The 23,126-nt window shown below is 62.2% G+C and carries 23 protein-coding genes and 1 tRNA gene; 6 read left to right on the top strand and 18 right to left on the bottom strand.

The genetic code is table 11. The features are described from left to right. Positions 1 to 27 precede the first annotated feature (27 nt). Positions 28 to 936, top strand: coding sequence for a DMT family transporter (locus ACR30Z_RS11805; protein ID WP_434372716.1), 909 nt, complete (start codon positions 28 to 30; stop codon positions 934 to 936). Between the two features lie 18 nt (positions 937 to 954). Here ACR30Z_RS11805 and ACR30Z_RS11800 read toward each other — a convergent pair whose 3' ends face one another. Together ACR30Z_RS11800 and ACR30Z_RS11795 are read right to left on the bottom strand one after the other, a co-directional pair. Then, a complete protein-coding gene (locus ACR30Z_RS11800) occupies positions 955 to 1,830 on the bottom strand; it encodes a glycosyltransferase (protein WP_144648997.1) in 876 nt (291 codons plus the stop codon). A gap of 119 nt (positions 1,831 to 1,949) precedes the next feature. Further along, the gene (locus ACR30Z_RS11795; RefSeq protein ID WP_144648998.1) at positions 1,950 to 2,906 is read right to left on the bottom strand and encodes a hypothetical protein; all 957 of its coding nucleotides are present in this window, start codon (positions 2,904 to 2,906) and stop codon (positions 1,950 to 1,952) included. Positions 2,907 to 3,059: 153 nt separating this feature from the next. On the opposite strand from ACR30Z_RS11795, the gene ACR30Z_RS11790 reads away from it, so the two are divergent. After that, a complete protein-coding gene (locus tag ACR30Z_RS11790) occupies positions 3,060 to 3,602 on the top strand; it encodes a peptidylprolyl isomerase (RefSeq protein ID WP_026541003.1) in 543 nt (180 codons plus the stop codon). A gap of 21 nt (positions 3,603 to 3,623) precedes the next feature. Beyond that, positions 3,624 to 4,481 (top strand): rhomboid family intramembrane serine protease, encoded by an 858-nt coding sequence (locus tag ACR30Z_RS11785; RefSeq protein WP_434372715.1) that lies wholly within the window; start codon positions 3,624 to 3,626, stop codon positions 4,479 to 4,481. 6 nt (positions 4,482 to 4,487) lie between these two features. Here the strand turns inward: ACR30Z_RS11785 and ACR30Z_RS11780 are convergent, their stop codons facing one another. The 7 genes from ACR30Z_RS11780 to ACR30Z_RS11750 all read right to left on the bottom strand — a co-directional run bounded on the left by ACR30Z_RS11780 (position 4,488) and on the right by ACR30Z_RS11750 (position 9,262). Further along, positions 4,488 to 5,108, bottom strand: a complete 621-nt coding sequence (locus ACR30Z_RS11780; RefSeq protein ID WP_434372714.1) for a GyrI-like domain-containing protein — start codon at positions 5,106 to 5,108, stop codon at positions 4,488 to 4,490. A 770-nt stretch (positions 5,109 to 5,878) separates the two neighbouring features. Next, positions 5,879 to 6,478 (bottom strand): DNA-3-methyladenine glycosylase I, encoded by a 600-nt coding sequence (locus ACR30Z_RS11775; RefSeq protein WP_434372713.1) that lies wholly within the window; start codon positions 6,476 to 6,478, stop codon positions 5,879 to 5,881. Positions 6,479 to 6,583: 105 nt separating this feature from the next. Continuing rightward, positions 6,584 to 7,300, bottom strand: coding sequence for an alpha-ketoglutarate-dependent dioxygenase AlkB family protein (locus tag ACR30Z_RS11770; RefSeq protein ID WP_144649002.1), 717 nt, complete (start codon positions 7,298 to 7,300; stop codon positions 6,584 to 6,586). Beyond that, positions 7,297 to 7,926 (bottom strand): methylated-DNA--[protein]-cysteine S-methyltransferase, encoded by a 630-nt coding sequence (locus tag ACR30Z_RS11765; RefSeq protein WP_434372712.1) that lies wholly within the window; start codon positions 7,924 to 7,926, stop codon positions 7,297 to 7,299. The genes ACR30Z_RS11770 and ACR30Z_RS11765 overlap by 4 nt, the downstream gene beginning before the upstream one ends. After that, positions 7,923 to 8,453 (bottom strand): RNA polymerase sigma factor, encoded by a 531-nt coding sequence (locus ACR30Z_RS11760; protein ID WP_434372711.1) that lies wholly within the window; start codon positions 8,451 to 8,453, stop codon positions 7,923 to 7,925. Before ACR30Z_RS11760 ends, ACR30Z_RS11765 begins: the two co-directional genes overlap by 4 nt. Continuing rightward, positions 8,453 to 8,962 (bottom strand): methylated-DNA--[protein]-cysteine S-methyltransferase, encoded by a 510-nt coding sequence (locus ACR30Z_RS11755; protein WP_434372710.1) that lies wholly within the window; start codon positions 8,960 to 8,962, stop codon positions 8,453 to 8,455. The genes ACR30Z_RS11760 and ACR30Z_RS11755 overlap by 1 nt, the downstream gene beginning before the upstream one ends. Positions 8,963 to 9,007: 45 nt before the next feature. After that, a complete protein-coding gene (locus tag ACR30Z_RS11750; RefSeq protein ID WP_144649006.1) occupies positions 9,008 to 9,262 on the bottom strand; it encodes a cell division protein CrgA in 255 nt (84 codons plus the stop codon). A gap of 157 nt (positions 9,263 to 9,419) precedes the next feature. Between ACR30Z_RS11750 and ACR30Z_RS11745 the strand changes: the two genes are divergently transcribed. After that, the gene (locus ACR30Z_RS11745; RefSeq protein WP_434372920.1) at positions 9,420 to 10,247 is read left to right on the top strand and encodes a class E sortase; all 828 of its coding nucleotides are present in this window, start codon (positions 9,420 to 9,422) and stop codon (positions 10,245 to 10,247) included. Positions 10,248 to 10,417: 170 nt separating this feature from the next. Beyond that, entirely contained in the window at positions 10,418 to 11,059 is a 642-nt protein-coding gene (locus ACR30Z_RS11740; protein ID WP_144649008.1) for an aminodeoxychorismate/anthranilate synthase component II, read from the top strand. A gap of 33 nt (positions 11,060 to 11,092) precedes the next feature. Here ACR30Z_RS11740 and pknB read toward each other — a convergent pair whose 3' ends face one another. The 7 genes from pknB to ACR30Z_RS11705 are packed head-to-tail and all read right to left on the bottom strand — an operon-like array spanning position 11,093 to position 20,639. After that, the gene (gene pknB, locus ACR30Z_RS11735) at positions 11,093 to 12,991 is read right to left on the bottom strand and encodes a Stk1 family PASTA domain-containing Ser/Thr kinase (RefSeq protein WP_144649009.1); all 1,899 of its coding nucleotides are present in this window, start codon (positions 12,989 to 12,991) and stop codon (positions 11,093 to 11,095) included. Between the two features lie 10 nt (positions 12,992 to 13,001). Further along, the gene (locus tag ACR30Z_RS11730; RefSeq protein ID WP_434372709.1) at positions 13,002 to 14,843 is read right to left on the bottom strand and encodes a protein kinase domain-containing protein; all 1,842 of its coding nucleotides are present in this window, start codon (positions 14,841 to 14,843) and stop codon (positions 13,002 to 13,004) included. Further along, positions 14,840 to 16,297, bottom strand: a complete 1,458-nt coding sequence (locus ACR30Z_RS11725; RefSeq protein WP_144649011.1) for a penicillin-binding transpeptidase domain-containing protein — start codon at positions 16,295 to 16,297, stop codon at positions 14,840 to 14,842. The genes ACR30Z_RS11730 and ACR30Z_RS11725 overlap by 4 nt, the downstream gene beginning before the upstream one ends. Then, positions 16,294 to 17,724: an FtsW/RodA/SpoVE family cell cycle protein gene (locus ACR30Z_RS11720; RefSeq protein WP_144649012.1), complete on the bottom strand. Its 1,431-nt coding sequence runs from the start codon at positions 17,722 to 17,724 to the stop codon at positions 16,294 to 16,296. Before ACR30Z_RS11720 ends, ACR30Z_RS11725 begins: the two co-directional genes overlap by 4 nt. Then, positions 17,721 to 19,400 (bottom strand): protein phosphatase 2C domain-containing protein, encoded by a 1,680-nt coding sequence (locus ACR30Z_RS11715; RefSeq protein ID WP_434372706.1) that lies wholly within the window; start codon positions 19,398 to 19,400, stop codon positions 17,721 to 17,723. Before ACR30Z_RS11715 ends, ACR30Z_RS11720 begins: the two co-directional genes overlap by 4 nt. A 4-nt stretch (positions 19,401 to 19,404) precedes the next feature. After that, positions 19,405 to 19,884, bottom strand: coding sequence for an FHA domain-containing protein FhaB/FipA (locus tag ACR30Z_RS11710; RefSeq protein ID WP_089597073.1), 480 nt, complete (start codon positions 19,882 to 19,884; stop codon positions 19,405 to 19,407). Between the two features lie 5 nt (positions 19,885 to 19,889). Continuing rightward, positions 19,890 to 20,639 carry an FhaA domain-containing protein gene (locus ACR30Z_RS11705; protein ID WP_144649014.1) on the bottom strand — a complete coding sequence of 250 codons (750 nt, stop codon included), beginning with the start codon at positions 20,637 to 20,639 and terminating at the stop codon, positions 19,890 to 19,892. 374 nt (positions 20,640 to 21,013) lie between these two features. Between ACR30Z_RS11705 and ACR30Z_RS11700 the strand changes: the two genes are divergently transcribed. Then, positions 21,014 to 21,096 (top strand) — tRNA-Leu (locus ACR30Z_RS11700). 91 nt (positions 21,097 to 21,187) lie between these two features. Here ACR30Z_RS11700 and ACR30Z_RS11695 read toward each other — a convergent pair. Beyond that, the gene (locus ACR30Z_RS11695; protein ID WP_144649015.1) at positions 21,188 to 21,886 is read right to left on the bottom strand and encodes a FadR/GntR family transcriptional regulator; all 699 of its coding nucleotides are present in this window, start codon (positions 21,884 to 21,886) and stop codon (positions 21,188 to 21,190) included. Positions 21,887 to 21,896: 10 nt separating this feature from the next. Next, positions 21,897 to 23,024, bottom strand: coding sequence for an L-talarate/galactarate dehydratase (locus ACR30Z_RS11690; RefSeq protein ID WP_144649016.1), 1,128 nt, complete (start codon positions 23,022 to 23,024; stop codon positions 21,897 to 21,899). Positions 23,025 to 23,126 lie beyond the last annotated feature (102 nt).

The raw sequence follows: 23,126 nt of genomic DNA, 5'->3' as shown, positions 1-23,126 counted from the left end.
GTCTGTCCGCCCCACTAAGGTTGATCCGTGAACCTTCTCATCGCAGCCCTGGGAGTACTGGGTGTTGCCTCCTCCGGCCCACTTATCGCAGGCACTCTCGGCGCCACCTCAGTGACTGCGTTGGCCATCGCCTTTTGGCGGAATGCGATCGGCGCAGTGGTGATGGCCGTTCCGGTTGCGATCCGGGAGCCGAAGCAGTTCGGAAGGATCACACGACGCGAATTCGGATGGTCGGCAGTGGCTGCTGTTGCACTCGCCTTCCACTTTGCGTGCTTCATCACCGCGCTGCAGCTGACGTCGGTGGCTGCCGCTACCGCCTTGGTGTGCCTTCAGTCAGGCTGGATTGCTGTCTTCCAGCTGTTCCGGGGGACGCGGCACCGGTGGCCCGTGCTGCTGGGCTTGGGCATAGCGTTCGGGGGCGTTGTGGCCATCACAGGCTTCGACATGGGTTCCTCCCCCGAGGCTTTGCTGGGCGACCTCCTGGCGCTTGCTGGCGGCGCTTTGGCGGGTCTATACACCCTTGCCGGCGGTAAGGCCCGGCAATCGATGGGAACGGGAACGTACACCACCCTCTGCTATGGCATGTGCGCGGGCATTGTGGCTGTGCTGGCTTTGGTCGGCGGCCAACCGCTCACAGGATTCGACGCCGGAGGCTGGCTTGGCATTATCGCCATCACCATCTGTGCGCAGTTGGTGGGGCACACAGCGTTCAACCACTTGCTGGCCACGATGAGCCCGCTCCTGGTATCCATGATCATCCTGCTGGAAATTCCGGGCGCGGCGATCCTGGCCGCCATTTTCCTAAATGAAACCCTGCCGGCCGGAACATATGCCGGCCTTGCCCTGATCCTTGTGGGGCTGGCAGTGGTGGTTGCCGGGCAGCGGCGTGGCCGGCCTGAAGCAGACCGGCGGGAAGCCGAGCTGGGCACCGACTGACGTACCGGCGTCGGGCGTTTACAGACCGCCGCGGCGGACGCCCTGCGCGGAGTTGGCCGTGTGAATGGCCCGCAGCAGCTTGGCCGGGAAGTACACCGAGAAGAACACCACCATGGGCGCCTTCAGGGCCATTTTCTTAACGTTGTGCGCCTTGTAGGTCCGGTCGAACCGCTGGACGTAGTAGCGGTAGTCGCGGGGTGAGTCCTCGAGTCGGCGGGCCGACATCCCGGAAACCATTTGCGGGAGGTACTGCACCTTGAGGTCGTGCTCAAAGAGGTGCAGGGAGAGATCAATATCCTCATGCATTTCATCCTTGGGATCCAGGCACGCTTCGTCGCGGATGGTCTCCCACGCAGTGCGGCGAAGGGCCATGTTGGAACCGAAGAGGAAATGGTACTGGTGCTTGGCCAGGCGCAGCATGAGCTGGCGCATCTTGTCGTCCGCCTTGAGGCCGAAGCGACGCATGGGCATGTCGTAGTAGACCACCGGCCCCGTGGCGGCAGCGACAGCCGGGTCCATGAATGCTTTCTGGACCTGCTCCACCCAGTCCGGCTCCAGGACGGAATCGGCGTCGATGCGGCCAACGACATCCCCTGTGGCGTTGTTCAGCCCATGGTTACGTGTTGGGATCAGGCCCTGGGTGTCTTCCTGGCTGAGGAGGATAATGGGGCTTTCCGGGTACTCCTGCTGCATTTGCTGCACGATTGTGACCGTGCGGTCCGTGGACAGATTATCCACCACGATGATTTCGTCGGCCGGGACAGACTGGTAAATCGCAGCAATGAGGCACTGGCGAATGACGCTTTCCTCGTTATACGCCGGGATGACGATGGACACGCCCGGTGGTTCCGGAGCATCCTTGAGGGCACCCGCAAAGGGTCTATCGGCTGACATCACTTCAAATCTAACACCCGGGGCACTGCGCCCGATGGAGGCTTTGGTTACAAGCCGGCAAACACTGAAGGGACCCCGGCAACAGCCGGAATCCCTTCAGGTGATCGGAGTGGTGCGTGCTAGCTGTGCGCGCCCTTGGAGCCGGACTCAGTGCCGTCGGCATCCTTGTGCAGGCTCGCCGCGATGTTCTTGACTGCGGTCTTGGCGTCGGTTGCTACCTTCGCCGTGGAGTCCTCAACGTTCTTGAAGGCGTCCTTGGTTGCCTGCTCGGCTTCGGCAGCAGCTTCTTCCGGGGTGATGTCCGTGGCACTGGGTTCAGTTACCGCTGCAGCCGTGGCAGACGCGGCGGCATCAGCCGGAGCCGGGGTGGTTTCGGGCTTGGGCGTCACCGGGGAAGGTGTCTTCCACGGATCCTCCACGGGCTTGGAAGCCTTCCACGCAGCAACGCCTGCCGCAGCGGCCGCGGCGATGACCGTAACGATCAGCCAACCGCGTTTCTTTGGCTTCGGTTCCTTGCCCAACTTGGTGGAAACAGCCTTGGTTGCTTCACCGGCTACTGCCTTGATCTGTTTCCCAGTGGCCTGGGCCTGCTCCTGCACGCTGTGCACAACGCCTGAATCAACAAGCTTCTGTGCGACAGCGTCCACCTGGGCCGGCGCGTTTTCAAGGGCATGGTGAACAGCTACGGAAGCCTGGCCCAGCTGCTCGGACAGTTTGGGCAGGTATTCGTCCACCACCTTGTCCCGCGCGTGCCCAAGAGCCGGAGTGGCCTTGTTCAGCGTCTCCTGGATCCTGGGTGTTGCGTCCTCCACAGCGTCATGGATCTTCGGCGCTAGGTGCGCCAGTCCATCCTGAATTCGCGGTGTCACAACTGCTACGCCGTCGGCGAGGTTGTGCGCAGCGGACTTCAGCCCCTCTTGGATCTTGGGGGAAGCGGTGTCAATGCCGTGCTGGATACGCGGAACAGCCCAATTCACAGCTGCTTCCACGCGGGGTGCAGCCCAGTCGCGGGCGTTATCCACACCAACCGCAACGGATTGTTCAAGGTCGCGGGCAATACGGTCTGATTTCTTCACAACTACCTCCCGATACACATGCTCGTTTGTTGCTAGCCTACGTCGCCAAGTGAACACCGGCTATTCATCTGCTGGATTAGGCCAGGATTTCACCGAGCGCGGAACCGGCTTTACAGCCATGCCGGCGTTGACCCTGCATGGAAGAATGGGCCCATGACCATTGCAACTGCAAAAGCAACGATCCACACGACCCTCGGCGACATCAAGGTTGACCTCTTCGGCAACCACGCGCCCAAGACGGTCGCCAACTTCATTGGGCTGGCCACGGGCGAAAAGTCCTGGAACCACCCTGAAACCGGCGAAGACAAGACCGGAACGCCCCTTTATGACGGCACCATTTTCCACCGCATCATCAAGGACTTCATGATCCAGGGCGGCGATCCCCTGGGCCGCGGCGTGGGTGGCCCCGGCTACCAGTTCGACGATGAGATCCACCCGGAACTGACGTTCAACGCTCCTTACAAGCTGGCCATGGCGAACGCCGGCATCCAGATGGGTAAGGGCACCAACGGGTCACAGTTCTTCATCACCACCGTGAACACCGACTGGCTCTTCGGCAAGCACAGCATCTTCGGCGAAGTTACCGACGAGGAATCCCGCAAGGTTGTTGACTCGATCGAGGCCGTTCGCACCGGTATGGGCGACCGCCCCGTCGAGGACGTTGTCATCAACAGCATCGACATCGAACAGCTCTAGTCACCCACTGAATCTGAGCTCATGAGTTACGGAATTCCGTCGGCAGAGCCGTCCGCTGATATTCCGGTGTGCCCCAGGCACCCGGACAGGCCCTCCTATGTGCGGTGCCAACGCTGTGGGCGCCCTGCGTGCCCCGAGTGCCAGCGGGCGGCCGCCGTCGGGTTCCAATGCGTTGACTGCGTCAACGAACAACAACGTACGACGCCGACCTACCGCTCCCCGTACGGCGGCGCCTTGGCCGTCGGCCGTCCTTTGGTGACGTTCACCATCATCGGGCTGTGCGTGCTGGTGTACATCCTTCAGTGGATTGTGCCGGGCGATCAGATGTTCAGGAACTTTGCCTTTGCCAATGTTTTCGCTGACCGCGAGCCGTGGCGCATGGTCACTTCCGCTTTCCTCCACTCCCAGGGTTTCCTCCTCCACATCGTGCTCAACATGTACACACTGTGGATCTTCGGACAGGCCCTTGAGCCTTTGCTCGGGCGCATCCGTTTTCTTGCCGTCTATCTGATTTCCGCAGTTGGCGGATCTGTAGGCTTCCTTGTCCTCACCCCGACCACAGTGCCCGCAGTGGGTGTGGTGGGTGCCTCCGGGGCCATCTTTGGCCTGTTTGGCGCCATGCTGGTGGTGCAGAGGCACAGGGGCGGCGAGACTAAGCAACTTTGGGTCCTGATTGCCATCAATGGCGCCATTGGCTTCTTTGTTCCCAGTATTGCCTGGCAAGCCCACTTGGGCGGTTTGATCACGGGTGGCCTCGCTGCTGCCGCGATTGCCTACGCCCCCAAGGGCAAGAACCAAGCGCTGCTCCAGGCTGGTGGACTGGTCCTGGTGGCAGGGCTGTTGGCCTTGATCACCTGGTTCCGCGTCACTGCTGGCTAGCGGCTCCTACTTGGTGTTCTGAGAGACCGGCTGCCGCAGGATGGTTTTGAGCTTTTCCGGTGCCGTACGGCGAGGATCACCAAGATAGATCTCATGGTGCCTGCCGGTCATGGACAGTGATTGCTCCGGTATGAAGTTATTGTGCATCTCCTCAAGTACAGGCCCTTCATGGTCGTAGGGCCCTATGTGGAGTGTCTGCACACTTAGTCCCTCCTCCAGTGGTTCCAGGCGGAGCGACCCCAAAGCCGGGGCCTCTCCTTGCTTGGCGACTACTTGTCGCACCATTTCCATGTGCTCCTGGGTGATCCAGTCGGGGACCATGTTCAACAATGTCCAGTCCCACCGCGACTTGTCCCTGGCGCTGGTGAACGACTCCATGTCATCGGACCACCACAGAGCCTCAAGCGGCATGACGCCATAGTCCTGGCCGAGCTCGGCTTTGCTGAAGAACTTCAACTTGTAGGCGACGGGGTACAGGGTAGTCAGCGCGTCCTTGTACGACTGCGCGGTGTTGGGATCCCCGTGGCCGTCGATCATGAGGAACTGCAAGGTGGGAACGGTAACCACAGAGAATTGGCCGTGCTTGGCGCTGTAGGTGGCGATCAGTTTCTTGAAGTCGCTCTTCATGGCTTCATATCTCCGGGTGTTGGGTACTTCTGAGGTGGATCCTTACAGATCCACTTTATCCACAGGCGTTATCCACACTGTGTGTAACTTACACAGGTGTAGTTAGAGCGATTCGCCGTCAGCAGCCTCGCCGGAGCGGTAGATATCCCCTGAAAGGCATGAATTTCTCCACAGCTGTGGATAACTTTGTCCCCGTCGAGGTCGAATATGTGGACAAACAGGGCATCTTGAGGCCCGGTGTGGACAACCCTGTTAATCACTCTGTAGAAGACGCTCTATCAACAGGCTTATCAACATTGTTAATAACTTACACAGGTGTAGTTCCGACCCCTTAAAGGGCTGAGAACCCCGGCATGGCAGGGATCTCCTGAGTAAAACCCACACGTTTTCCCCATCTGTGGATAACTTGTGGGTAGGGGGGTGTTGTTAAGTGGGTAACCTCTGGCAGGGCCGTAGGCCGCGAGCGGTGGGGTGGACCCCTTGGTTATCGAGTCCAAGACCCCTCGAAATGACGCTCGGCAAATCCGGCAATCCTGAGATGTTTAACTTTGGGTGAAGCTTGGAGCACTATCCACAGGGCAGTACACAGTGGGTATAAGTGTCCACGGGAGGTTCCGGGACGTGAATCGGCGGCGTGGCGGCGATTTGCACCGTATATACGTGGATGTCCACAGAAGTTATCCACGCTTGTGGATAAAGTTACGCACTTCTGTGGACAAGAACTGTGGACTACTGGAGGCTCTCCCACAGCGTGGAGGAAGAATCCCTGCCTAGACCCAAACCCCGGATGTCCCCCGGCGGTGGCTGTCCAGAAGGTGGGTATCTACGATCCCTACCGCTTCCATCAAGGCGTACATGGTGGTGGGCCCCACGAAGGCAAAGCCCTTTTTCCTCAGCGCCTTGGACAAAGCGATCGACTCAGGGGATGTCGTGGGGATATCGGCCATGGTGCTGGGCGTCGGCGTGCTTTCCGGCTGGAACGACCATACGAAGTCCACCAAGCCACCTTCCTCGCGCAGGGCAATGGTGGCCTTCGCGTTGGTGATGGCGGCGTGGATCTTGAGCCGGTTACGAACGATGCCGGCGTCCAACATGAGGCGCTCTACGTCCGCCTCGGTGAAAGCTGCAACGCTTTCCGGATGGAAGTCCAGGAAGGCCTTCCTGAACGCATCCCGTTTCCGAAGGATGGTGGCCCAGGAAAGGCCAGCCTGGAAAGCTTCGAGGCTGATGCGCTCGTACATGCCCTGCTCATCGCGGACGGGCATTCCCCATTCGTGGTCGTAGTACGCCTGCATGAGGGGATCAGAGGCAGCCCACAGAGGACGGGCCAAGCCGTCCTCGCCGATGATGGTGCCGTTATCCGGGGTCATGAATGCTCCTCTGCAGCCGAGCCACCCAGGTGGTCCAACCAGTAATTTAGCTTCCGGGGATATTGTGCCCCGTACCCCTGACATTCGAGAGCTGAGCCCGCGGCCTCACGACAATCCAGTGACCCGCATGGTGATGTTGATCCGTCCATGGGACAGGCCGCAGCCAAGCGGCGCCGTCCCCGGGAGGACTTTGGGGATGCCGTGATAGGCAAACCGTGATGGCCCGCCGAAAACGAAAAGGTCTCCGGAACGCAGCTCGACGTCCTTGTAGGGTTTGGTGCGTGTCTGGGCGTTACCGAAACGGAAGACACACGCCTCGCCAATGCTGAGCGACACCACAGGGGCGCTGGAGCGTTCGTCCTTGTCCTGGTGCATTCCCATGGCTGCGCCATCATCGTAAAAGTTCACCAGCGCGGCATCGGGTGTGTAGTCGTCCGCGAGGTTTGCCAGGGGATCATTGTCCTCAATACCAGAGGCGTAGGCCGCGTTAACAGCCTTCCGCCCCAAGCGGACCATCCAATCCGGGAAGTCGAGCACGGGACGCCCGTTGACGTCAGTGGCTTCCCGTGTGTACCGGTAGGGCTGCCAATGCCAGCCCAAGCACACCGTTCGTACGGACATCTGGTGGCCGCCCGGAAGGGTGGCGGCCCGCAACGGAACTGGCCCGTGCGTCCATTCGTCAAAGCGCTCCACTATCCAGCGCTGCTGCTCCATGGTGAGCCAGCCAGGGAGGTGAACAGCCCCCGGCGCTATCAGGCGAGGGCCGGCGTCGTGGTCTTCCGGCTGCACCAGCTCAAGCGGAAACAGGGCGTCGTCACTCACGCCGCTGCCTCAAGGGTGAGCAGTGCGCGTTTGGCGTCGGTTCCACCGAGATAGCCGCCAAAGCTGCCGTCGGATTTCACCACCCGATGGCACGGCACGATGACCGGAAGCGGGTTGGTGGCGCAAGCGGTTCCGACTGCGCGGACCGCGTTCGGGCTGCCTGCGGCTTGGGCAACTTGCGCATAGCTTTCGGTGTTGCCGTAGGCGATGCGAGGAAGGTGCTGAAGTACATTCAGGCGGAAACCGCGGGCCAGGCGGAAATCCAAAATGAGATCGAATTCCCTCCGCTTGCCGCTGAAGTACTCGTCGAGTTGGCGGGCGGCGTCCTCCAACCGCGCTGGTGCTCGAAGGATGCGGGGGCTGACGCTGTTCGCCAGCGCCTGCAGGACCTCGACATGGTCCTCCACTTCGAACGCCACCCGGACGATCCCACGGTCCGTGGCCGCCAGCAGGAGCTTACCCACCGGCGAGTCAACCACCCGGTACGCGACGTCCAGGGTGTGGGTCAGTTGCGCGTCGCGGGCCAGACGGGCGCGAAGACTGGCGATGGCGGGCTCGAGTCCGTCGTCGAGCGGGTGCAGGAGCTCCGCGACTTCGGAATAGTCCAGGGTTGGATCGAGGGTCATCGGATTTCTCCTTTCGAGGAATGAGCCAGCACGGAACGTTCCGCGAGAGCCAGGCGGAGCGCCTTCACGCCGTCTGCGCCGGCGCGACGTGCGGCCTCCGGGGTGCCACCCAGCAAGATGGCTATGTCCTTGTACGCGAGGCCTGCTAGGTAGTGGTATGCCACGGCCTGGCGCTGTTTCGGTGGAAGATGACTGACGGCGTCGAGCAGTTCCGCATTGCCCGCGCCTGGAATGCCAAGGCCGGAAGGCCGCTCCGGCGGAGAGTCGACGGGCACGGCACGACGGGATCCTGCCCGCACATGGTCGATGCACTTGCGGTGGGCGATGGTGACCAGCCAGGCTTGCACGTTCGCCTCACCCGGAAGAGCGGGATAGGCCTGCAGCGCGGACAGGAAGGTGTCGGACCAGGCGTCGTCAGCATCATGCACGCCGAGCACTGCACGGCACACCCGGAGCACAGTGGCGCCATGTTCCTGGACGACTGCCTCGAACGGCACTTTGGCGGTAGCCGACTGATCTGGCTGCATCAGAAAAGCTTTCCCTCTCTCACAGCCGCTGGTTCTTCAAGCTCCAAGAGGAACCGCTTGTTCCGGAGGCCGCCTGCGTATCCAGTGAGTTGTCCTTTGCGGCCCACCACTCGGTGGCACGGGATGATGATGCTGATGGGGTTGCGTCCCACAGCGGATCCGACGGCCTGGGCAAGGTGGGGATCGCCCAGCTCGGCTGCCAACTCGCCGTAACTGACTGTTTCCCCAAAGGGAATATGTCGGAGCCGATCCCAGACCTTTTCCTGGAAGGGGTTCCCACGGGCTTCGCACGGAACCGTGAATTCCGTCCGCTGGCCGGCAAGGTAGTCATCAAGTTCAACCCGGGTCAGCGCGAAAACGGGGTCCTCGAGCTCAGCCGGTTCCCCGAAGTAGTCGGGAGGAGGCATGTGCCAATGACCCTCGTAGAAGATACCCGTCAAGAATTCGCCGCGGGCAGTCATCGTCAACTGCCCTAACGGGGAATCCATGGTGGTGTGCCGGATGCTCATATCTTGTAGACGTCCTAGGGCACGGAAATGTGAGGTGCGGAATTCCTAGGAGCGCCAGCGAGTGGTCATGAGGAAGCCGACAATCGCGATGCCGAAGCCTGCCACGATGTTCCAGGAGGCCCAGTCGCGGACGGGGAATTGGCCCTCGGTGATATAGAACGTGATGATCCAAATCAGGCCGATGATCATCAGGCCAAACATAACTGCCTTGTACCAAACCGGGTTGGGCTTGTACTGCTGTGCTGCGGAAGTCTGCTGGGCCTGACGGGCAGGCCGCTTGCGGGGCTTGGACTCGGGCACGGATCCTCCTTGGCTGTTGGTTAATACCCGTTCCTGTCAGCCTTGATATCCTGCAGGAAGGAAAATTCCAGCGGTTAACGGCCACGCGGCGTTCCGGGTTGGTTCTAGCTGTCAAGTCTAGCCGCAACTCGGGGTCCGCCCGCGCCGCCCGTGCCCGATACAAGGAGACCCCGTGGCGCACCAGCAGACGACGGCGGCTACAGCCGCGCCGTCCGCCGGCAGAGGCCAGCAACAGGGTCCGGGCAGGCCGCTCCGAGCCTCGGACGTCATCCGCAAAATCAGCCAGATCCTGGGCGAACTCCTCATTACTGCAGGCGTTGTCCTGCTGCTCTTCGTGGGCTGGGAACTGTGGTGGACCAACGTGGAAGCCGATGCCAAGCAGACCGAAGCCATCAAGAGCTTCGCCCAGGATTTCAACGGCCCGTTGGAACCCGCAACACCGGACGCTTCGGTGGACTACGGCGTGCCCGTTGTGGGTACAGCTCCGGGTTACGGCGGGATGATCGGGATCATGTACGTTCCCCGGTTCGGGGCGGACTACACCCGTCCCATCATCGAGGGCACCGACTCCGGCGTCTTGGACACACTCGGCCTGGGCCACTACGGCAGCACCAGCATGCCGGGAGCCGTCGGCAACTTCGCAGTTGCCGGCCACAGGCAAACCCACGGCGCCGTGCTGGACAACATCCACACGTTGGTTCCCGGAGACAAGATCTACGTCCAGACGGCAGACGGCTACTACACCTACGTTTTCCGCAACAACCAGATCGTCCTGCCCGAGCGCACGGATGTTTTGTTGCCGGTTCCCACCCAAGCGGGAGCCGCACCCCAGGAGAGCATCCTCACCATGACCAGTTGCAACCCCCGATTCGGGGCGCAGGAACGCATCATCGCCTACTCCCTGTTGGAAAGTTGGCAACCCGCCTCGGCCGGACCGCCGTCGGAAATCGCCGCCCAAGTAGCCCAAGCAAACGGAAAGGGGTAACGGATGTACGCGTGGATCTTCCGCAACTTGCCCGGCCCCCTCTGGGTGCGAATCCTGACATGCTTGGTACTGGTGGGCGTAGCCCTGGTACTTATGGTGGAATTTCTCTTCCCCTGGTTCTCCCAATTCACCACATTGACTGACTCGACGATTGGTTTAGTGCAGCAACCATGAGCACAACAAAAATCCTGGTAGTGGATAACTACGACAGCTTCGTCTACACCCTGGTGGGATACCTTCAGGAGCTCGGCGCGGAAACGACCGTGGTCCGCAACGACGACGTGACGCTCGCAGAGGCCACCGAACTCGCAGCAACCCGCGACGGAGTCCTGGTGTCCCCCGGTCCCGGCACGCCCGCCGAAGCCGGCGTCTGCATCGAACTCATCAAATGGTGTGGTGACAACAGCAAGCCGATGTTTGGCGTCTGCCTGGGGCACCAAGCCCTCGCCGAGGCCTACGGTGGCGTGGTCACTCACGCCCCGGAGCTCATGCACGGCAAGACCTCTCCGGTGCGGCATGAAGGCAAGAGCGTGTTCGCCGGTCTTCCCTCGCCCGTGACGGCAACTCGCTACCACTCGCTCGCAGCGGTCCGCGACTCCATCCCGGACGTCCTGGAAATCACGGCCGAGACCACCAACGGCGTGGTGATGGGGTTGCAGCACAAGACCGCTCCCCTCTGCGGTGTCCAGTTCCACCCGGAATCGGTGCTCACTGAAGGCGGCTACCAGATGCTCGGCAACTGGCTGGAATCCCTCGGAATGACCGGCGCCGCCGAACGCGCTTCCAAGCTGAGCCCGCTCATCAAGCAGTAGCTGAAGGAGGCTGGCACTGCCGCGGTCCGACAGCTATTTCTTGGTTTCCGTCGGCTTCGGGGACGGCTTGTCCTTGTCCGTGGGGGTCGGCGTAGGCGTGGGGACTACCGGAGCCTTCGCCACCGTCACTGTGACCGACTTGCCCTGATCCACCTCGGTGTTGAAGGTCTCGCTCTGGGCAGTGACCGTGCCCGGTGCCACCTGGGAGTTCTCCTGCTCCACCACCGCCATGACCAGTCCGTTGGCCTTGAGCGTGGCTTCCGCTTCGGCCAACGGCAGCCCAATCAGCTGCGGCATGAGTACTTTGCCCGAGGAAACCTGCAGTTCAACCTTGGAGGAAGCCGCAATGGGGCCGCCTGGTGCGGGTCCGGTATTGATCACCAGTCCCACAGGAACAGTGGGGCTGTGTGTCCGGACGGTCACGATATCGCCGGTAATCCCGAGCCTGCGCAGGGCATCACGAGCGTCCGGCTCCGTCCGACCCACGATATCTGCGGGTATGGTGATCGAGCTGGGGCCGCTGGAAATCTTGAGGATGACCTCGGCGTCCCGGTCCAGCATTGAGCCGGCACTGGGTGCGGTTCCGATCGTCATGTCCTTGGCGACCGAATCGCTGGGCTCCCGAACCGTTTTCGGCACCAGCTTGGCCGAGTAGATTTCCTGGATGGCCTGGGATTCGGACATGTTGGCCACCACCGGGACGGCGATCTTGGCCGGGGGCGGCGGCTGCATGTTCATGAGGCTGTACAGCCAGAATCCACCGCCGGCGAGCACCAAGAGCGTGAAGATCACCAGTGTTGCTGCCCATGCACGACGGCGGGACTTTTGGCCTGCTGTCCGCTCGCTCTCCGGTGGGAGGCCCAGGGGAAGGGGCTCTTCCTGGACTTGCTCGGCCGGGTGGTCCCTGAACTGGTCGGCATCGAGGAATCCCACAGCGGTGGCGCTCAGTAGCTGGGTTGCCGGGTCTTCCGTGTCCACGAGGTCGTTCGGGTCGGTAGGCGCCTCGCTGGCCGGCAATGCCGGGACAGGGATGCCGTTGCTGGCGGCGCGCAAGGCGCGGCGGAAAGAAGCGGCGTCCTGGAAACGGTCCGTTCGGTTCTTCTGCAGGGCCTTGGCCAGGACGGAATCCAACGCTTCGGAGACTTCGGGGTTGTGCGCACTGGGCATGTCCGGAATTTCACGGACATGCTGATAGGCAACAGAAACGGGGCTGTCCCCGATGAACGGTGGCCGGCTGGTCAGCAACTCATACAGGAGGCATCCTGCCGAGTAGAGGTCGCTGCGGGCGTCCACGGTTTCGCCACGGGCCTGCTCCGGTGAAAGGTACTGCGCGGTACCCACCACGGCCTGCGTCTGCGTCATGGTGGCAGCAGAATCCGCCATGGCACGCGCTATGCCAAAGTCCATGACCTTGACCTCGCCGGTGTCGGCACAGACCATGACGTTGGCCGGCTTGATGTCGCGGTGCACGATTCCGGCCCGGTGGCTGTACTCCAGGGCGGCCAGGACCCCGAGTGTGTACCCAATGGAATCCTCGACGCCCAGCTCGTTCGCTTTGATCATGTCGCGCAGGGTACGTCCGGACACGAACTCCATGACGATGTACGGAACCCGTACGTCCTCTCCGGGACCTCCTGGGACGGAATATTCGCCGGTATCGAAGATCGCCACGATGGAGGGATGGTTCAACGCCGCAACGGCCTGGGCCTCCCGTTTAAAACGGGCCTGGAACTGCGGATCGCGTGCCAGGTCCGCACGCAGGACCTTGACGGCGATGGTCCGGCCCAGGAGCGTGTCCGTTCCGCGGTAGACGTCCGCCATGCCGCCACGACCGATCAACTCACCGAGTTCGTAGCGAGCATTGAGGATGCGCTGTGAAGACACAGGTGTGCTCTCCTCTCGATGCGCGGGACCGGGTCGTGGCGTAGACATGGCGGATTAATTAGTTGTTCGGGCTGCCGGTGCCGCTGGGGCTGGCGCTCGAGGAACCGGGGTTGGTGGGAACGACGTTCCTGGACAGGAAGTAGGTCACGGTGGAGCCTGCTTCCACCTGCGTTCCTGCAGCAGGCGAAGAGCGGACGAACGTGCCCGGCTGCTGGCCGACGGCGCCGTTCACGGGATCCCCTGCCACCCAACGCAGCCCGGCGCCTTCGATAGCTGCCCGAACCTGTGATTCGTTGGCACCTACGCCGATGGTTGGCACGGCCACGAGCTCAGGGCCCTTGGAGTACTGGACTGTGATGGTAGTCCCGGGATCCACGGCACCTGTGGGATTGAGGTTGATGACTGTTCCGGGGGCCGACGCATCGAACACTTCCTGGCCGTCTACACCCAAGCCCGCTGCACGAAGTTCCGCGCTGACCTGGTTAAACGGCCTTCCCAGGAACTGCTCGGGGATTACATTGATCTTTTCCGGAGTGGTCTGTGTAGGAGAAGGCGCCTCGGAGGTCTGCGTCTGGGTGGGAGTCGCTGACTGCGATGTCGCCGTCGGGCTGGCGCTCCGGCTGGGGCTGGTGGACGTCGTCTCCGTGGGACCAGGGTTCGGCGAGAAGAATCCCGACTGCGAGATCAGGAAACCAACCAGCGCGAACAGGACCAGCAGGATCAGGGCGACAAGGGGCCAGGTCCAGGGACTGCGCTTCTTGCGTTCCGGCTCGGCGTCGTCGAAGTTTTCGTCGTCGCTGTAGACGACTTCTTCCTCGTCGTTCAGCTGCCGCTCAGCCTCCAAGGCGTTGGCACGGGTCAACGGGTTGTCCGAAGATGCCGCTGCGGCTCCCAAAGCAGCCCCGGCTGCGCCGGCGCCGAGCACCGGAAGGGCGGAGGTCGCCGTCGTCGACTGTTCCTTGCCGTAAGGAGAGGTAACGACGCCGGTGGGGGCCGTTGCGGTGTCCACCGGCGCCGTGATGGGTCCCGTGGTGGATTCGAACAACAGCATGCCGGGTACGGCGGCGTGCGCCGTGGCAATGTCGCCGTTGCGGATGGCTTCGGCAGCTTCTGCCAACTTGATGGCATTGGCCGGACGGTTCTTGGGGTCCTTGGCCAGCATGGACATCAAGAGCGCGCGCACGGGGGTGGGCAGCGTCTCCGGAAGGGGCGGCGGGGCGTCGTTGACCTGCGCGAGGGCAATGGCAATCTGCGATTCGCCGGAGAAAGGACGGTGGCCGGTGAGGCATTCGTAGCCGATGACGCCCAAGGAATAGATGTCTGAGGAACCCGTGGCGGTTTGGCCTGTTGCCTGCTCAGGAGCCAAGTACTGGGCGGTGCCCATGACTTGACCGGTCTGCGTCAGCGGCACCTGGTCCGCAAGGCGGGCAATGCCGAAGTCCGTGACTTTGACGCGGTTGTCCGGCGTGATCAGCAGGTTGCCCGGCTTGATGTCGCGGTGGACCAAACCCTGGGCGTGAGCCACGGCAAGGGCCCTGGCCGTCTGCGCGATGATGGAAAGCGTCATATCCGGCGACAGCACCTGCTCGCGCTCAAGGATGCCGCTGAGCGGGTGTCCCGGGACGAGCTCCATGACCAAGTAAGCAGAACCGGCTTCTTCGCCGTAGTCGAAGACATTGGCGATGCCCACGTGGTTCAGGAGGGCGGTGTGGCGCGCCTCGGCACGGAAGCGCTGGAGGAAGCCGGGGTCCCCCGTGTATTCCTCCTTGAGCACCTTAATGGCAACGATCCGGCCCAGGATCTGGTCCTTGGCCTTCCAGACCTCGCCCATGCCGCCAATCGCAATGCGACTGGTCAGCTGGAACCTGCCGCCGAGTGTGATTCCCGAAGTAGGCCTCACTTATTCAACACCGCCTCAAAAATCTTCTTTGCGTTCGGACTGGTTAGCTTGGCACCGCTGAGCACATCCACACCTTCCATGACGATGGTGACGGCTACTTGCGGGTCGTTTGCCGGGGCGAACCCGGTAAACCATGAGTTGTTCAAACCTGAATCTCCGAGCTCGGCGGTACCGGTCTTGCCGGCCACCTTGACGCCCGGAACGGCAGCACCGTTGGCAATGCCGTTGTCCACCGCGCTGGTCATCCACTCGGTGATCTGGCTTGCGATGGGGGCCGTGGTGCTGGTGCGGAGGGATTCGGGCTTGGATTCGCTGATGACGCGAAGGTCCGGAGCGCGGACGGCCTTCACCAGGCTCGGCTTCATCTGCACTCCACCATTGGCGATGGCCGCTGTCATGAGGTTGATCTGGAGCGGGGTTGCCTTGACGTCGCGTTGGCCCACCGAGGACTGCGCCAGTTGAGCCTGGTCCAGATCCTTGGGGAAGATGCTGGGAGCCATTTGGAGCTTGAGTTGATCGCCGAAGTTATCGCCGAAGCCGAACTTCTCCGCCTGTTCCCGAATGGCATCCTGGCCCAGATCAAGGGCGATGCTGGCGAACGGTGTGTTGCAGGACTGCTCCAAGGCAAACACGAACGTGGCCGTTTCGCGGACGTTGCAGTTTCCGCCAGCGTAGTTGGGCAGGCTCGCACTGGAACCGGGAAGGGGCAGGCTGCTGGGGTTCGGCAGTTCGCTGTCCTTGTTGTACTTGCCCGAGTTCAGGGCAGCAGCCGTATCAACGAGCTTGAAGACTGAACCGGGCGACAACAGGTTGCCGGTGGGGCCACTGACGTTTTGGTTTAGGTTGATGCCGGGAATTTGGTTCAACTCGGTGTAATTGGCATCGGCCGTGGCGCGGTCATGGGAGGCGATCAGATTGGGATCATAGGACGGCTTTGAAGCCATGGCGAGGATGGCACCAGTCTTGGGATTGGTGACCACAATGGATCCGCGCTGCCCGTCGGGAATGAGGTCGAAGGCCAGTTGCTGGATGGCAGGGTCCAAGGTCAGTTCCACGGAGGCGCCCTTGGGCTCGTTGCCCAGGAACATTTGGCTCATGCGATCCAGGAATAGTTGGTCCGAGTTGCCAGCGAGGGTTTCCCCCATCGATTGCTCCAAGCCGGTGGAACCGAAGAACTTGGAGAAATATCCGGTGACGCCTGCATATAGCTCCGGCTGGTTGTACTGCCGCTGGAAGGCGCAGGACTCTGTTCCGGGGACTGATTCCGCGATTGGCTTGCCACCGACGATGATCGATCCCCGCTCGTTGCAGAACGACGCCAGGATGGCCCGCTGGTTCCAGGGGTTGGCGTTGAGGTCATCGGCGCCAATGACCTGCACGTAGCTGATGGCGCCGAAGATCAACGCGAACATGGCGACGGCAGCTATCCAGCTGCTGCGAATTGCCTGATTCATTGTTGCTTCACCGCCTCCGTGGGTGCGCTGGGGGTTTGTGCTGTGACAGGTTTCGGTGCGCCAGGATTGCTGCTGGTTGCTGGTGGTTTATTGACCATGGGAGTGGTGTCTACGGGACCACGTGCCGTGTTGGAGATCATGAGCAGAAGGCCAACGATGATCCAGTTGGCCAGGAGAGATGATCCCCCGGCAGCCAGGAACGGCGTGGTGAGGCCGGTCAACGGGATGAGCCGGGTGACGCCGCCAATAACCACAAAGCACTGGAGCGCGATGGCGAAGGACAGGCCACACGCCAGGAGCTTGCCAAAGGCGTCACGGGTTCCCAGAGCCGCACGGAAGCCACGGGTGAAGAGCAACAGGTAGAGCATCACCACGGCGAAGAGCCCGATCAGGCCCAGTTCTTCGCCGATGAGGGCCACGATCATGTCGCTGTTGGCGAAAGGAACCAGGTCGGGCCTGCCTTGGCCAAGTCCGGTGCCCACCAGGCCACCGTCCGCCATGCCGAACAGGCCCTCGACGATTTGCCCACTGCCGCCCGGGGATCTGCCGAAGACCTCCGGGGTGAACGCATTGATCCAACTGTCGATGCGGAACGCGACGTGGGAGAAGATCTGGGCGGCAATGAAGCCACCGCCCAGGATCAGCAGCAGGCCGATAACCACCCAGGAGATACGGCTGGTGGCCACGTAAATCATCACGATGAACAGGCCGAAGAAGAGGATGGAGGATCCGAGGTCGCGCTGGAAGACGAGCACGCCGATGCTCACCAACCATGCGGTGATCATGGGCCCGAGGTCCTTGAACCTCGGGAACTGCATGGGGCCGATCTTGCGGCCGGCCAAGAGAATCAGGTCCCGGTTGGAGGAAAGATACCCGGCGAAGAAGATTGCCAGCGTGATCTTCGCAATTTCGCCCGGTTGGAAGGTCATTGGACCCACGCGGATCCAAACCCGTGCACCCAGGATCTCACCAGCGGAGATACCCGGAATCAAGGGGAGAAGAAGAAGGAAAGCACTTGCCGCCAGCGAGATGTACGTAAACCGGCGCAGGATTCGGTGGTCCTTGAGGAACCAAATCACGGCAATCGAGACAGCCATGGCAATCAACGTCCAACGGAGTTGGTTGTTGCCAGTGTCGTCGCCGGGGCCGTCCATCCGGTGGATCAGGGCAAGGCCGAGCCCGTTCAGGGCCACGACGATAGGAAGTATTACCGGATCGGCATACTTCGCCCGAAGCCTGAGGACAATGTGGAACGCGAACGCTGCTACCGCGAGCAAGCTCGACTGGAACCAGAAGTCATTGTCCAGGCCGGACTCGGAGTTGATGCTCACCAAGGCGCTGGCGCCGATTCCTACGGCCAAGGCCAAGACGATGAGCACCAGCTCTACGTTCCGGCGGGGCTTGGGAGTTGTCTCAGTCTGGATCATTTGGCCGCCTCACAGAGAGTCGGGACGGGCGAAGGGCTGGGGGTAGCGACGGCCGCTGTGCTGGGCACGGGCACGCTGGTGGTGGGGGACGGCGTTGGGGTAGCGCTTGTCGTGGGGCAGTTGGCGGAGGCACTGCCGGTGTTCTTCAGGTTTTCCACAATCCGCTGGGCGTCGTCGAGGTCGCCTGCGGGGACGGTCTGGCGCACGCTCTGCTGGCCGTATTCCGGCAATGAGTCCACCCTGACGTCGGTAACGGCTTCGAGCCTGGAAAGCTGGATAGGCCCAAGCCGCTGCGAAATGCCGTTGAAAATGGCAACACGCTGATCGAACTCGCCCACGTAGTAGCGCGTCTGCGTCCAGGCATAGCCGAGCCACAGGCCCACCACGACGCCAAGGACTACGACGGCAGCGACCGCCGGCATGAGCCAGCGGACACGGCGACGTGGCGGTTCCTCGGCTTCAAGACGATCCTGCTCAGCCTTGTGGGTCAGGACAGTGGCGGCCCGACGAGCGACAGTGCGTCCTGCGACTGTGGGAATGGAACCTGATTCGGCTGCGGTGGCCGCGGCCCCCACGAGTTCATGGGGCCGGCTTGCGAGTTCTTCGCGCAGGACCTCGGCAGACAGGTGCTCACCGAGATGCGGGTCGGTAGTGGCAGGAGGCTCACTGGACCCGTTCGAAGACTCAGGCGCATCGGGGGATTCGTTCTTTGGCGCAGTTGGATCGCCGGCGCTGAACGAGGATCCTCCGTCGGGCGTGGCCTGCGGACCCGGTTTGGTGTCGTCTGCCGTTTTGGTCGCCGAAGGACCTTCTGCGGACTTGGAGGCGGTAACAGCTTCAGGCTCGTCCACGGCGGCAAGCATCGCGGCCGGAACGACGTCGACGGCGGCCGTGTTGACGTCGTCGTCGGTTTCTTCTGCTATCTCCACCATCACCACGGTGACGTTGTCCGGGGCCCCGGCTTCCAGCGTGAGGTCCACGAGGATCTCTGCGCACTCGCGCAGGTCCTTGGTCTCGCGGACCATGCGCTCCACGACGTGGCCCGCTACGTAGTTGAGGCCATCGGAGCACAGCAGCCAGCGTTCGCCGGGTTCGACGTCGAGAACGTCCAAGTCCAGTTCAGGGCTGGCGTCGACGTCGCCGAGGACACGCATCAGGACGTTCTTATGGGGGTGGGTTTCGGCTTCTTCGGGGCGGAGACGGCCTTCGTCAATAAGGCGCTGTACGAACGTGTGGTCCACGCTGACTTGCTCGAATTTTTTGTTTCGCAGGCGGTACGCGCGGGAGTCGCCGATGTGCGCAAAGTGGAGTTTGCGGTCTTCAAGGAGCAGGGCGGTGACCGTGGTTCCCATTCCGGAAAGCTTGGGATTCTGGTGGACCAGCTCTGAAAGGAGCGAATTGGCAGTCTGGATCTCGTCGGCCAGGACCGTCTCGGCGCCGTCCGGATAATCGTCGTGATCCAGGTGGATCATGTCCAGGACCGTTGAAGCTGAGGCGACATCGCCGCCGGCGTGACCGCCCATGCCGTCGGCCACGACTGCAAGATGGCGGCCCACGTATGCGGAGTCGTCATTCTTGGAGCGGATCCGGCCGACGTCGGAGCGCGCAGCGTAGCGCATGATGAGGGGGCGCTCCGCGGGCGTTTCCTTGCCTTCGGGGGTCTCGGGGGAGGCCATTGGGCTACGGCCTCAATTCAATGACCGTCTTGCCGATTCTCACGGGGACGCCAAGCTCAACCGGCAAAGCGCGGGTGAGCTGTTGATCGGCCAAGTAGGTGCCGTTGGTGGAGCCGAGGTCCTCGATGAACCATCGGCTGCCCTGCGGGAACAGGCGGGCGTGCCGGCCGGAAGCGTAATCGTCTTCCAGGACAAGGGTGGCTTCCTGTGCCCGGCCGAGCAAGATGGGGCTTGCTGCCAAGGGAACAGTAGTGCCCTTGAGTGGGCCCTCGGTGACCACCAGGGTGCGCGCATGCTGGATTGCCGGCGGCGGAGACGCGGCCAATTCGGGGTGCTTGCGGACTTCGCGTGCCGTGGGAACTCCGGTCACTGCCTTGCGGCCGATCTGGAAATCGCGGCGCATGGTGGACACGATGCTGAAGATCAGGACCCACAGCAGAAGGAGGAACCCGAAACGCAGCGCTGTGATGGTCAGCTCGCTGATGTCGTTCACGCGTGGCCACCCGGGGTTTGGGGGAGGAGGCGGAAAATGATCTTGGTACGTCCCATCGTGATGGTTGAGCCGTCTGTGAGCTCCACGCTGCCGTTTACCTTATGTCCGTTGACGTAGCTGCCATTGGTGGAGCCCATGTCAACGGCCCACGTGCTGCCGTTCTGAGTGCGAATCTCAAGGTGCTTCCGGGAGACGCCCGTGTCATCCACCAGGATGTCGGCTTCCGAGGAGCGACCCAGCACCACGGACTGGGCGTTGAGGGAATAGCGCTGGCCTCCGATGTCCAAAACAGGTTGGAGGCGGGTGGGCTGCCGTGCCGGAGCTGCCGGCACGTGGGCCCGGGGAGCTTGCGGAGCCGGAGCTGCGTCGTCGGACGATTTCTCGGTCCGGGAAGCGATTTCAAAGTGGCCGGCGCGTTCTTCGTCATTTCGACGGAACGAGATCCTTACCGCGCCCTGGAGCGTGTAGCCCTGGCTTCGGACGTGCTGGATGACGACGTCGCAGAGTTCCTCGGCCAGGGGAGTTCCCCATTCCTGGGCCCGGGCGAAGTCTTCGTCACTGAGGAGGACATCGAAAACGTTGGGTGCAAGTGTGCGGCCGGCGGCGATGGTGATGGACTTGTTGTCCAGTTCCCGCCTCAGCTTGCTTGCGATCTCCACTGGCTCAACACGCGCCCGCGACCCCGTGGAGAAGACGTTGCGGACGGCTTTTTCAATGCCACGTTCGACTTTGTCCAGCAAACCCATGGTCCTTCTCCTTTCCTTGCCGCGGCACCCGTTGTGCCTGTCCGATAGTCCGTCCATCTGTCCGTCTGTGCACACAGCGAAGTACGCGCCTGACGGCCCTTCCACTTCCCGATACTACTGGGACTGACTGGGAATGGCCTTAATCCACAACGCCTTGCGACCCGGAAAAGTTCGATCCCGGCCCTTGCTGACGCGGGAGTGGGGGCGAGAAATTTCCATGGAGTTCAAGCTCTGTTGGGCGTCTTTCGGCACCGTCCACGGGGGCCACTACCGCTCGATTGGTGTTTTGCCGGGGATGTCCGTTATGCTTGATCTCGCTGCTTTTGAAGGAAACGAAGCTGGGAGACCAGCTGAAGTCCGGAAAAAGAAGTTGCGCGCGAGTGGCGGAACGGCAGACGCGCTGGCTTCAGGTGCCAGTATCCGAAAGGGTGTGGGGGTTCAAATCCCCCCTCGCGCACGCAATCGAAAGAGCCCCGGTCTTAGGATCGGGGCTCTTTTGTTTTCCCGGAGGGATGCGTGTTTGGTTCTTGGTGGGACGCGCGGAACCGTCAGCCGCGTGCTGAAGCCGCGAATCGGCGTCGTGAGTTGCTCAAGTGCAGGCGCATGGCTGCTGCGGCAGCCACTTGGTCGCCCTCTGCGATTGCTTCGTATATAGAGGAATGCTCGTGCACCACTTGCTCGAAGCGTTCGCGGGAGTTTTGCTCATCACCGGCCACAAGACGCGGGCGCGGCATGGTGATCATGGTTTGGCCCAGGGCGGAGATGCAGTCCGTATAAAAGGGATTGCCGGTGGCGGCTGCAACTGCGCGGTGGAACTCGAAGTCCGCCTTCATGGAGTGGGCAGGGTGGCCCGAGCTCGCAATGAATTGCTCCAAGGCGCCATGCGCGGCCTTAAGTTGGCGTTCAGTGTGGTTCCGCGCGGCTAAAGCGGCGGCTTCGGTTTCGACGCCGATGCGGAAGTCGAGCATCTGAAGCCGCTCTGCCATGCTGGAAACGGCTCGCGTTCCAGGCGCGGGCGAGGGGCCTTCCGCGGGCGGAGTCAGCGCAAAGCTGCCCCGCCCACGTTCGGTTTCCACTAGTCCCTCGGCCTGCAGGTGGGTCAGGGCGGAGCGGACGACCGTCCGGCTCACCCCAAACTCGCTGATGAGGGTGTTTTCGCTGGGGAGCTTCTCACCTGGCTGGATGACGCCGTCGACGATGCGGTTGCGAAGGTCGGCGGCAAGATCCGCGGTCAGGTTTCGACTCATGGATTCAAGATTACGCGCCGAACTCCACGGATTCGGTGGTCCAGGCACGGGCCTGCTCGCTCAGGGTGACGCCCAGTCCGGGGCGGTCCGGAACGATCATGCGGCCGTTCTTGGTTTCCAGGCGCTCCTCAAACAGCGGGTCCAGCCAGTCGAAGTGCTCCACCCACGGCTCGCGCGGGTAGGCGGCGGCCAAGTGGAGGTGGATTTCCATGGCGAAGTGCGGAGCCAGGCCAAGGCCTCTTTCATCCGCCAAGGCGGCGAGGCGCAGGAATTGGGTGATACCGCCGACGCGGGGGGCATCGGGCTGGATGATGTCGCAGCTGTTGGCGTTGATGAGGCCCTTGTGTTCTGCGACGGACGCGAGCATTTCACCGGTGGCGATGGGCGTGTCCAGGACCTGTGCCAGATGTGCGTGGCCCTCGAAATCGTAGGCATCCAGAGGTTCTTCGATCCAGATGAGGTTGAATTCCTCGAGTTGGCGCCCCATGCGCAGCGCTGTGGCCCTGTCCCACTGTTGGTTGGCGTCCACCATGAGCGGGACGTCCCAGCCGATGTGCTCACGGACTCCGGCCACGCGGCGCAGGTCTTCCTTGGAGTCGGGCAGGCCAACCTTGATCTTGATGCCGCCGATGCCATCGTCGAGGGATTGCGTGGCGCGCTCCTTGACCTCGTCCAAGGTGGCGTTGAGGAAGCCGCCGGAGGTGTTGTAGGTCTGGACGGAGTCGCGGTAGGAACCCAGGAGCTTGGCCAGGGGGAGTCCGGCGCGCTTGGCCTTGAGGTCGTAGAGCGCAATGTCGATCGCGGCGAGAGCCTGGGTTGCCACACCCGAGCGGCCCACCGAGGCGCCGGCCCAGAGGAGCTTGGTGTAGATCTTGCCGATGTCGTTGGGATCCTCACCGATGATGCCTTCGGCGACTTCCTTGGCGTGGGCGTACTGGGCCGGCCCGCCGGCGCGCTTGGAGTAGCTGAAGCCCAGGCCGCTGTGGCCCTGCTCCGTGGTGATCTCGGCGAAGAGGAACACCACTTCCGTCATGGGCTTCTGCCTGCCGGTGAAGACTTTGGCATCGCTGATGGGTACGGTGAGGGGCAAACGTGCCGTGGACAGCTTGACGTGGCGAATGAGATCTACGGTGCTCATGGTTCTCCTAGTGGGGCGGGGCGTCCTTGCCTGCCACTTAGGATACAAGTTTCAAACTTGTACTACAAGGGTTTGAGGTTGTTGTGACGAGTGCAAGGAACG

The organism is Paenarthrobacter sp. FR1 (assembly GCF_051106045.1).
Lineage (GTDB): Bacteria > Actinomycetota > Actinomycetes > Actinomycetales > Micrococcaceae > Arthrobacter > Arthrobacter nitroguajacolicus_A.
The sequence above is the reverse complement of the archived record's forward strand: the minus strand, read 5'-3'. Positions and strand labels throughout refer to the sequence as shown.

Excerpts from the sequence above, each read along its gene's own strand:
- ACR30Z_RS11690 (WP_144649016.1), bottom strand. The coding sequence starts at position 23,024 with ATGAGCACCGTAGATCTCATTCGCCACGTCAAGCTGTCCACGGCACGT.
- ACR30Z_RS11790 (WP_026541003.1), top strand. The coding sequence starts at position 3,060 with ATGACCATTGCAACTGCAAAAGCAACGATCCACACGACCCTCGGCGAC.
- ACR30Z_RS11705 (WP_144649014.1), bottom strand. The coding sequence starts at position 20,639 with ATGGGTTTGCTGGACAAAGTCGAACGTGGCATTGAAAAAGCCGTCCGC.
- ACR30Z_RS11785 (WP_434372715.1), top strand. The coding sequence starts at position 3,624 with ATGAGTTACGGAATTCCGTCGGCAGAGCCGTCCGCTGATATTCCGGTG.
- ACR30Z_RS11780 (WP_434372714.1), bottom strand. The coding sequence starts at position 5,108 with ATGAAGAGCGACTTCAAGAAACTGATCGCCACCTACAGCGCCAAGCAC.
- ACR30Z_RS11725 (WP_144649011.1), bottom strand. The coding sequence starts at position 16,297 with ATGAATCAGGCAATTCGCAGCAGCTGGATAGCTGCCGTCGCCATGTTC.
- ACR30Z_RS11775 (WP_434372713.1), bottom strand. The coding sequence starts at position 6,478 with ATGACCCCGGATAACGGCACCATCATCGGCGAGGACGGCTTGGCCCGT.
- ACR30Z_RS11760 (WP_434372711.1), bottom strand. The coding sequence starts at position 8,453 with ATGCAGCCAGATCAGTCGGCTACCGCCAAAGTGCCGTTCGAGGCAGTC.
- ACR30Z_RS11740 (WP_144649008.1), top strand. The coding sequence starts at position 10,418 with ATGAGCACAACAAAAATCCTGGTAGTGGATAACTACGACAGCTTCGTC.
- ACR30Z_RS11715 (WP_434372706.1), bottom strand. The coding sequence starts at position 19,400 with ATGGCCTCCCCCGAGACCCCCGAAGGCAAGGAAACGCCCGCGGAGCGC.
- ACR30Z_RS11720 (WP_144649012.1), bottom strand. The coding sequence starts at position 17,724 with ATGATCCAGACTGAGACAACTCCCAAGCCCCGCCGGAACGTAGAGCTG.
- ACR30Z_RS11695 (WP_144649015.1), bottom strand. The coding sequence starts at position 21,886 with ATGAGTCGAAACCTGACCGCGGATCTTGCCGCCGACCTTCGCAACCGC.
- ACR30Z_RS11800 (WP_144648997.1), bottom strand. The coding sequence starts at position 1,830 with ATGTCAGCCGATAGACCCTTTGCGGGTGCCCTCAAGGATGCTCCGGAA.
- ACR30Z_RS11765 (WP_434372712.1), bottom strand. The coding sequence starts at position 7,926 with ATGACCCTCGATCCAACCCTGGACTATTCCGAAGTCGCGGAGCTCCTG.
- pknB (WP_144649009.1), bottom strand. The coding sequence starts at position 12,991 with ATGTCTACGCCACGACCCGGTCCCGCGCATCGAGAGGAGAGCACACCT.
- ACR30Z_RS11755 (WP_434372710.1), bottom strand. The coding sequence starts at position 8,962 with ATGAGCATCCGGCACACCACCATGGATTCCCCGTTAGGGCAGTTGACG.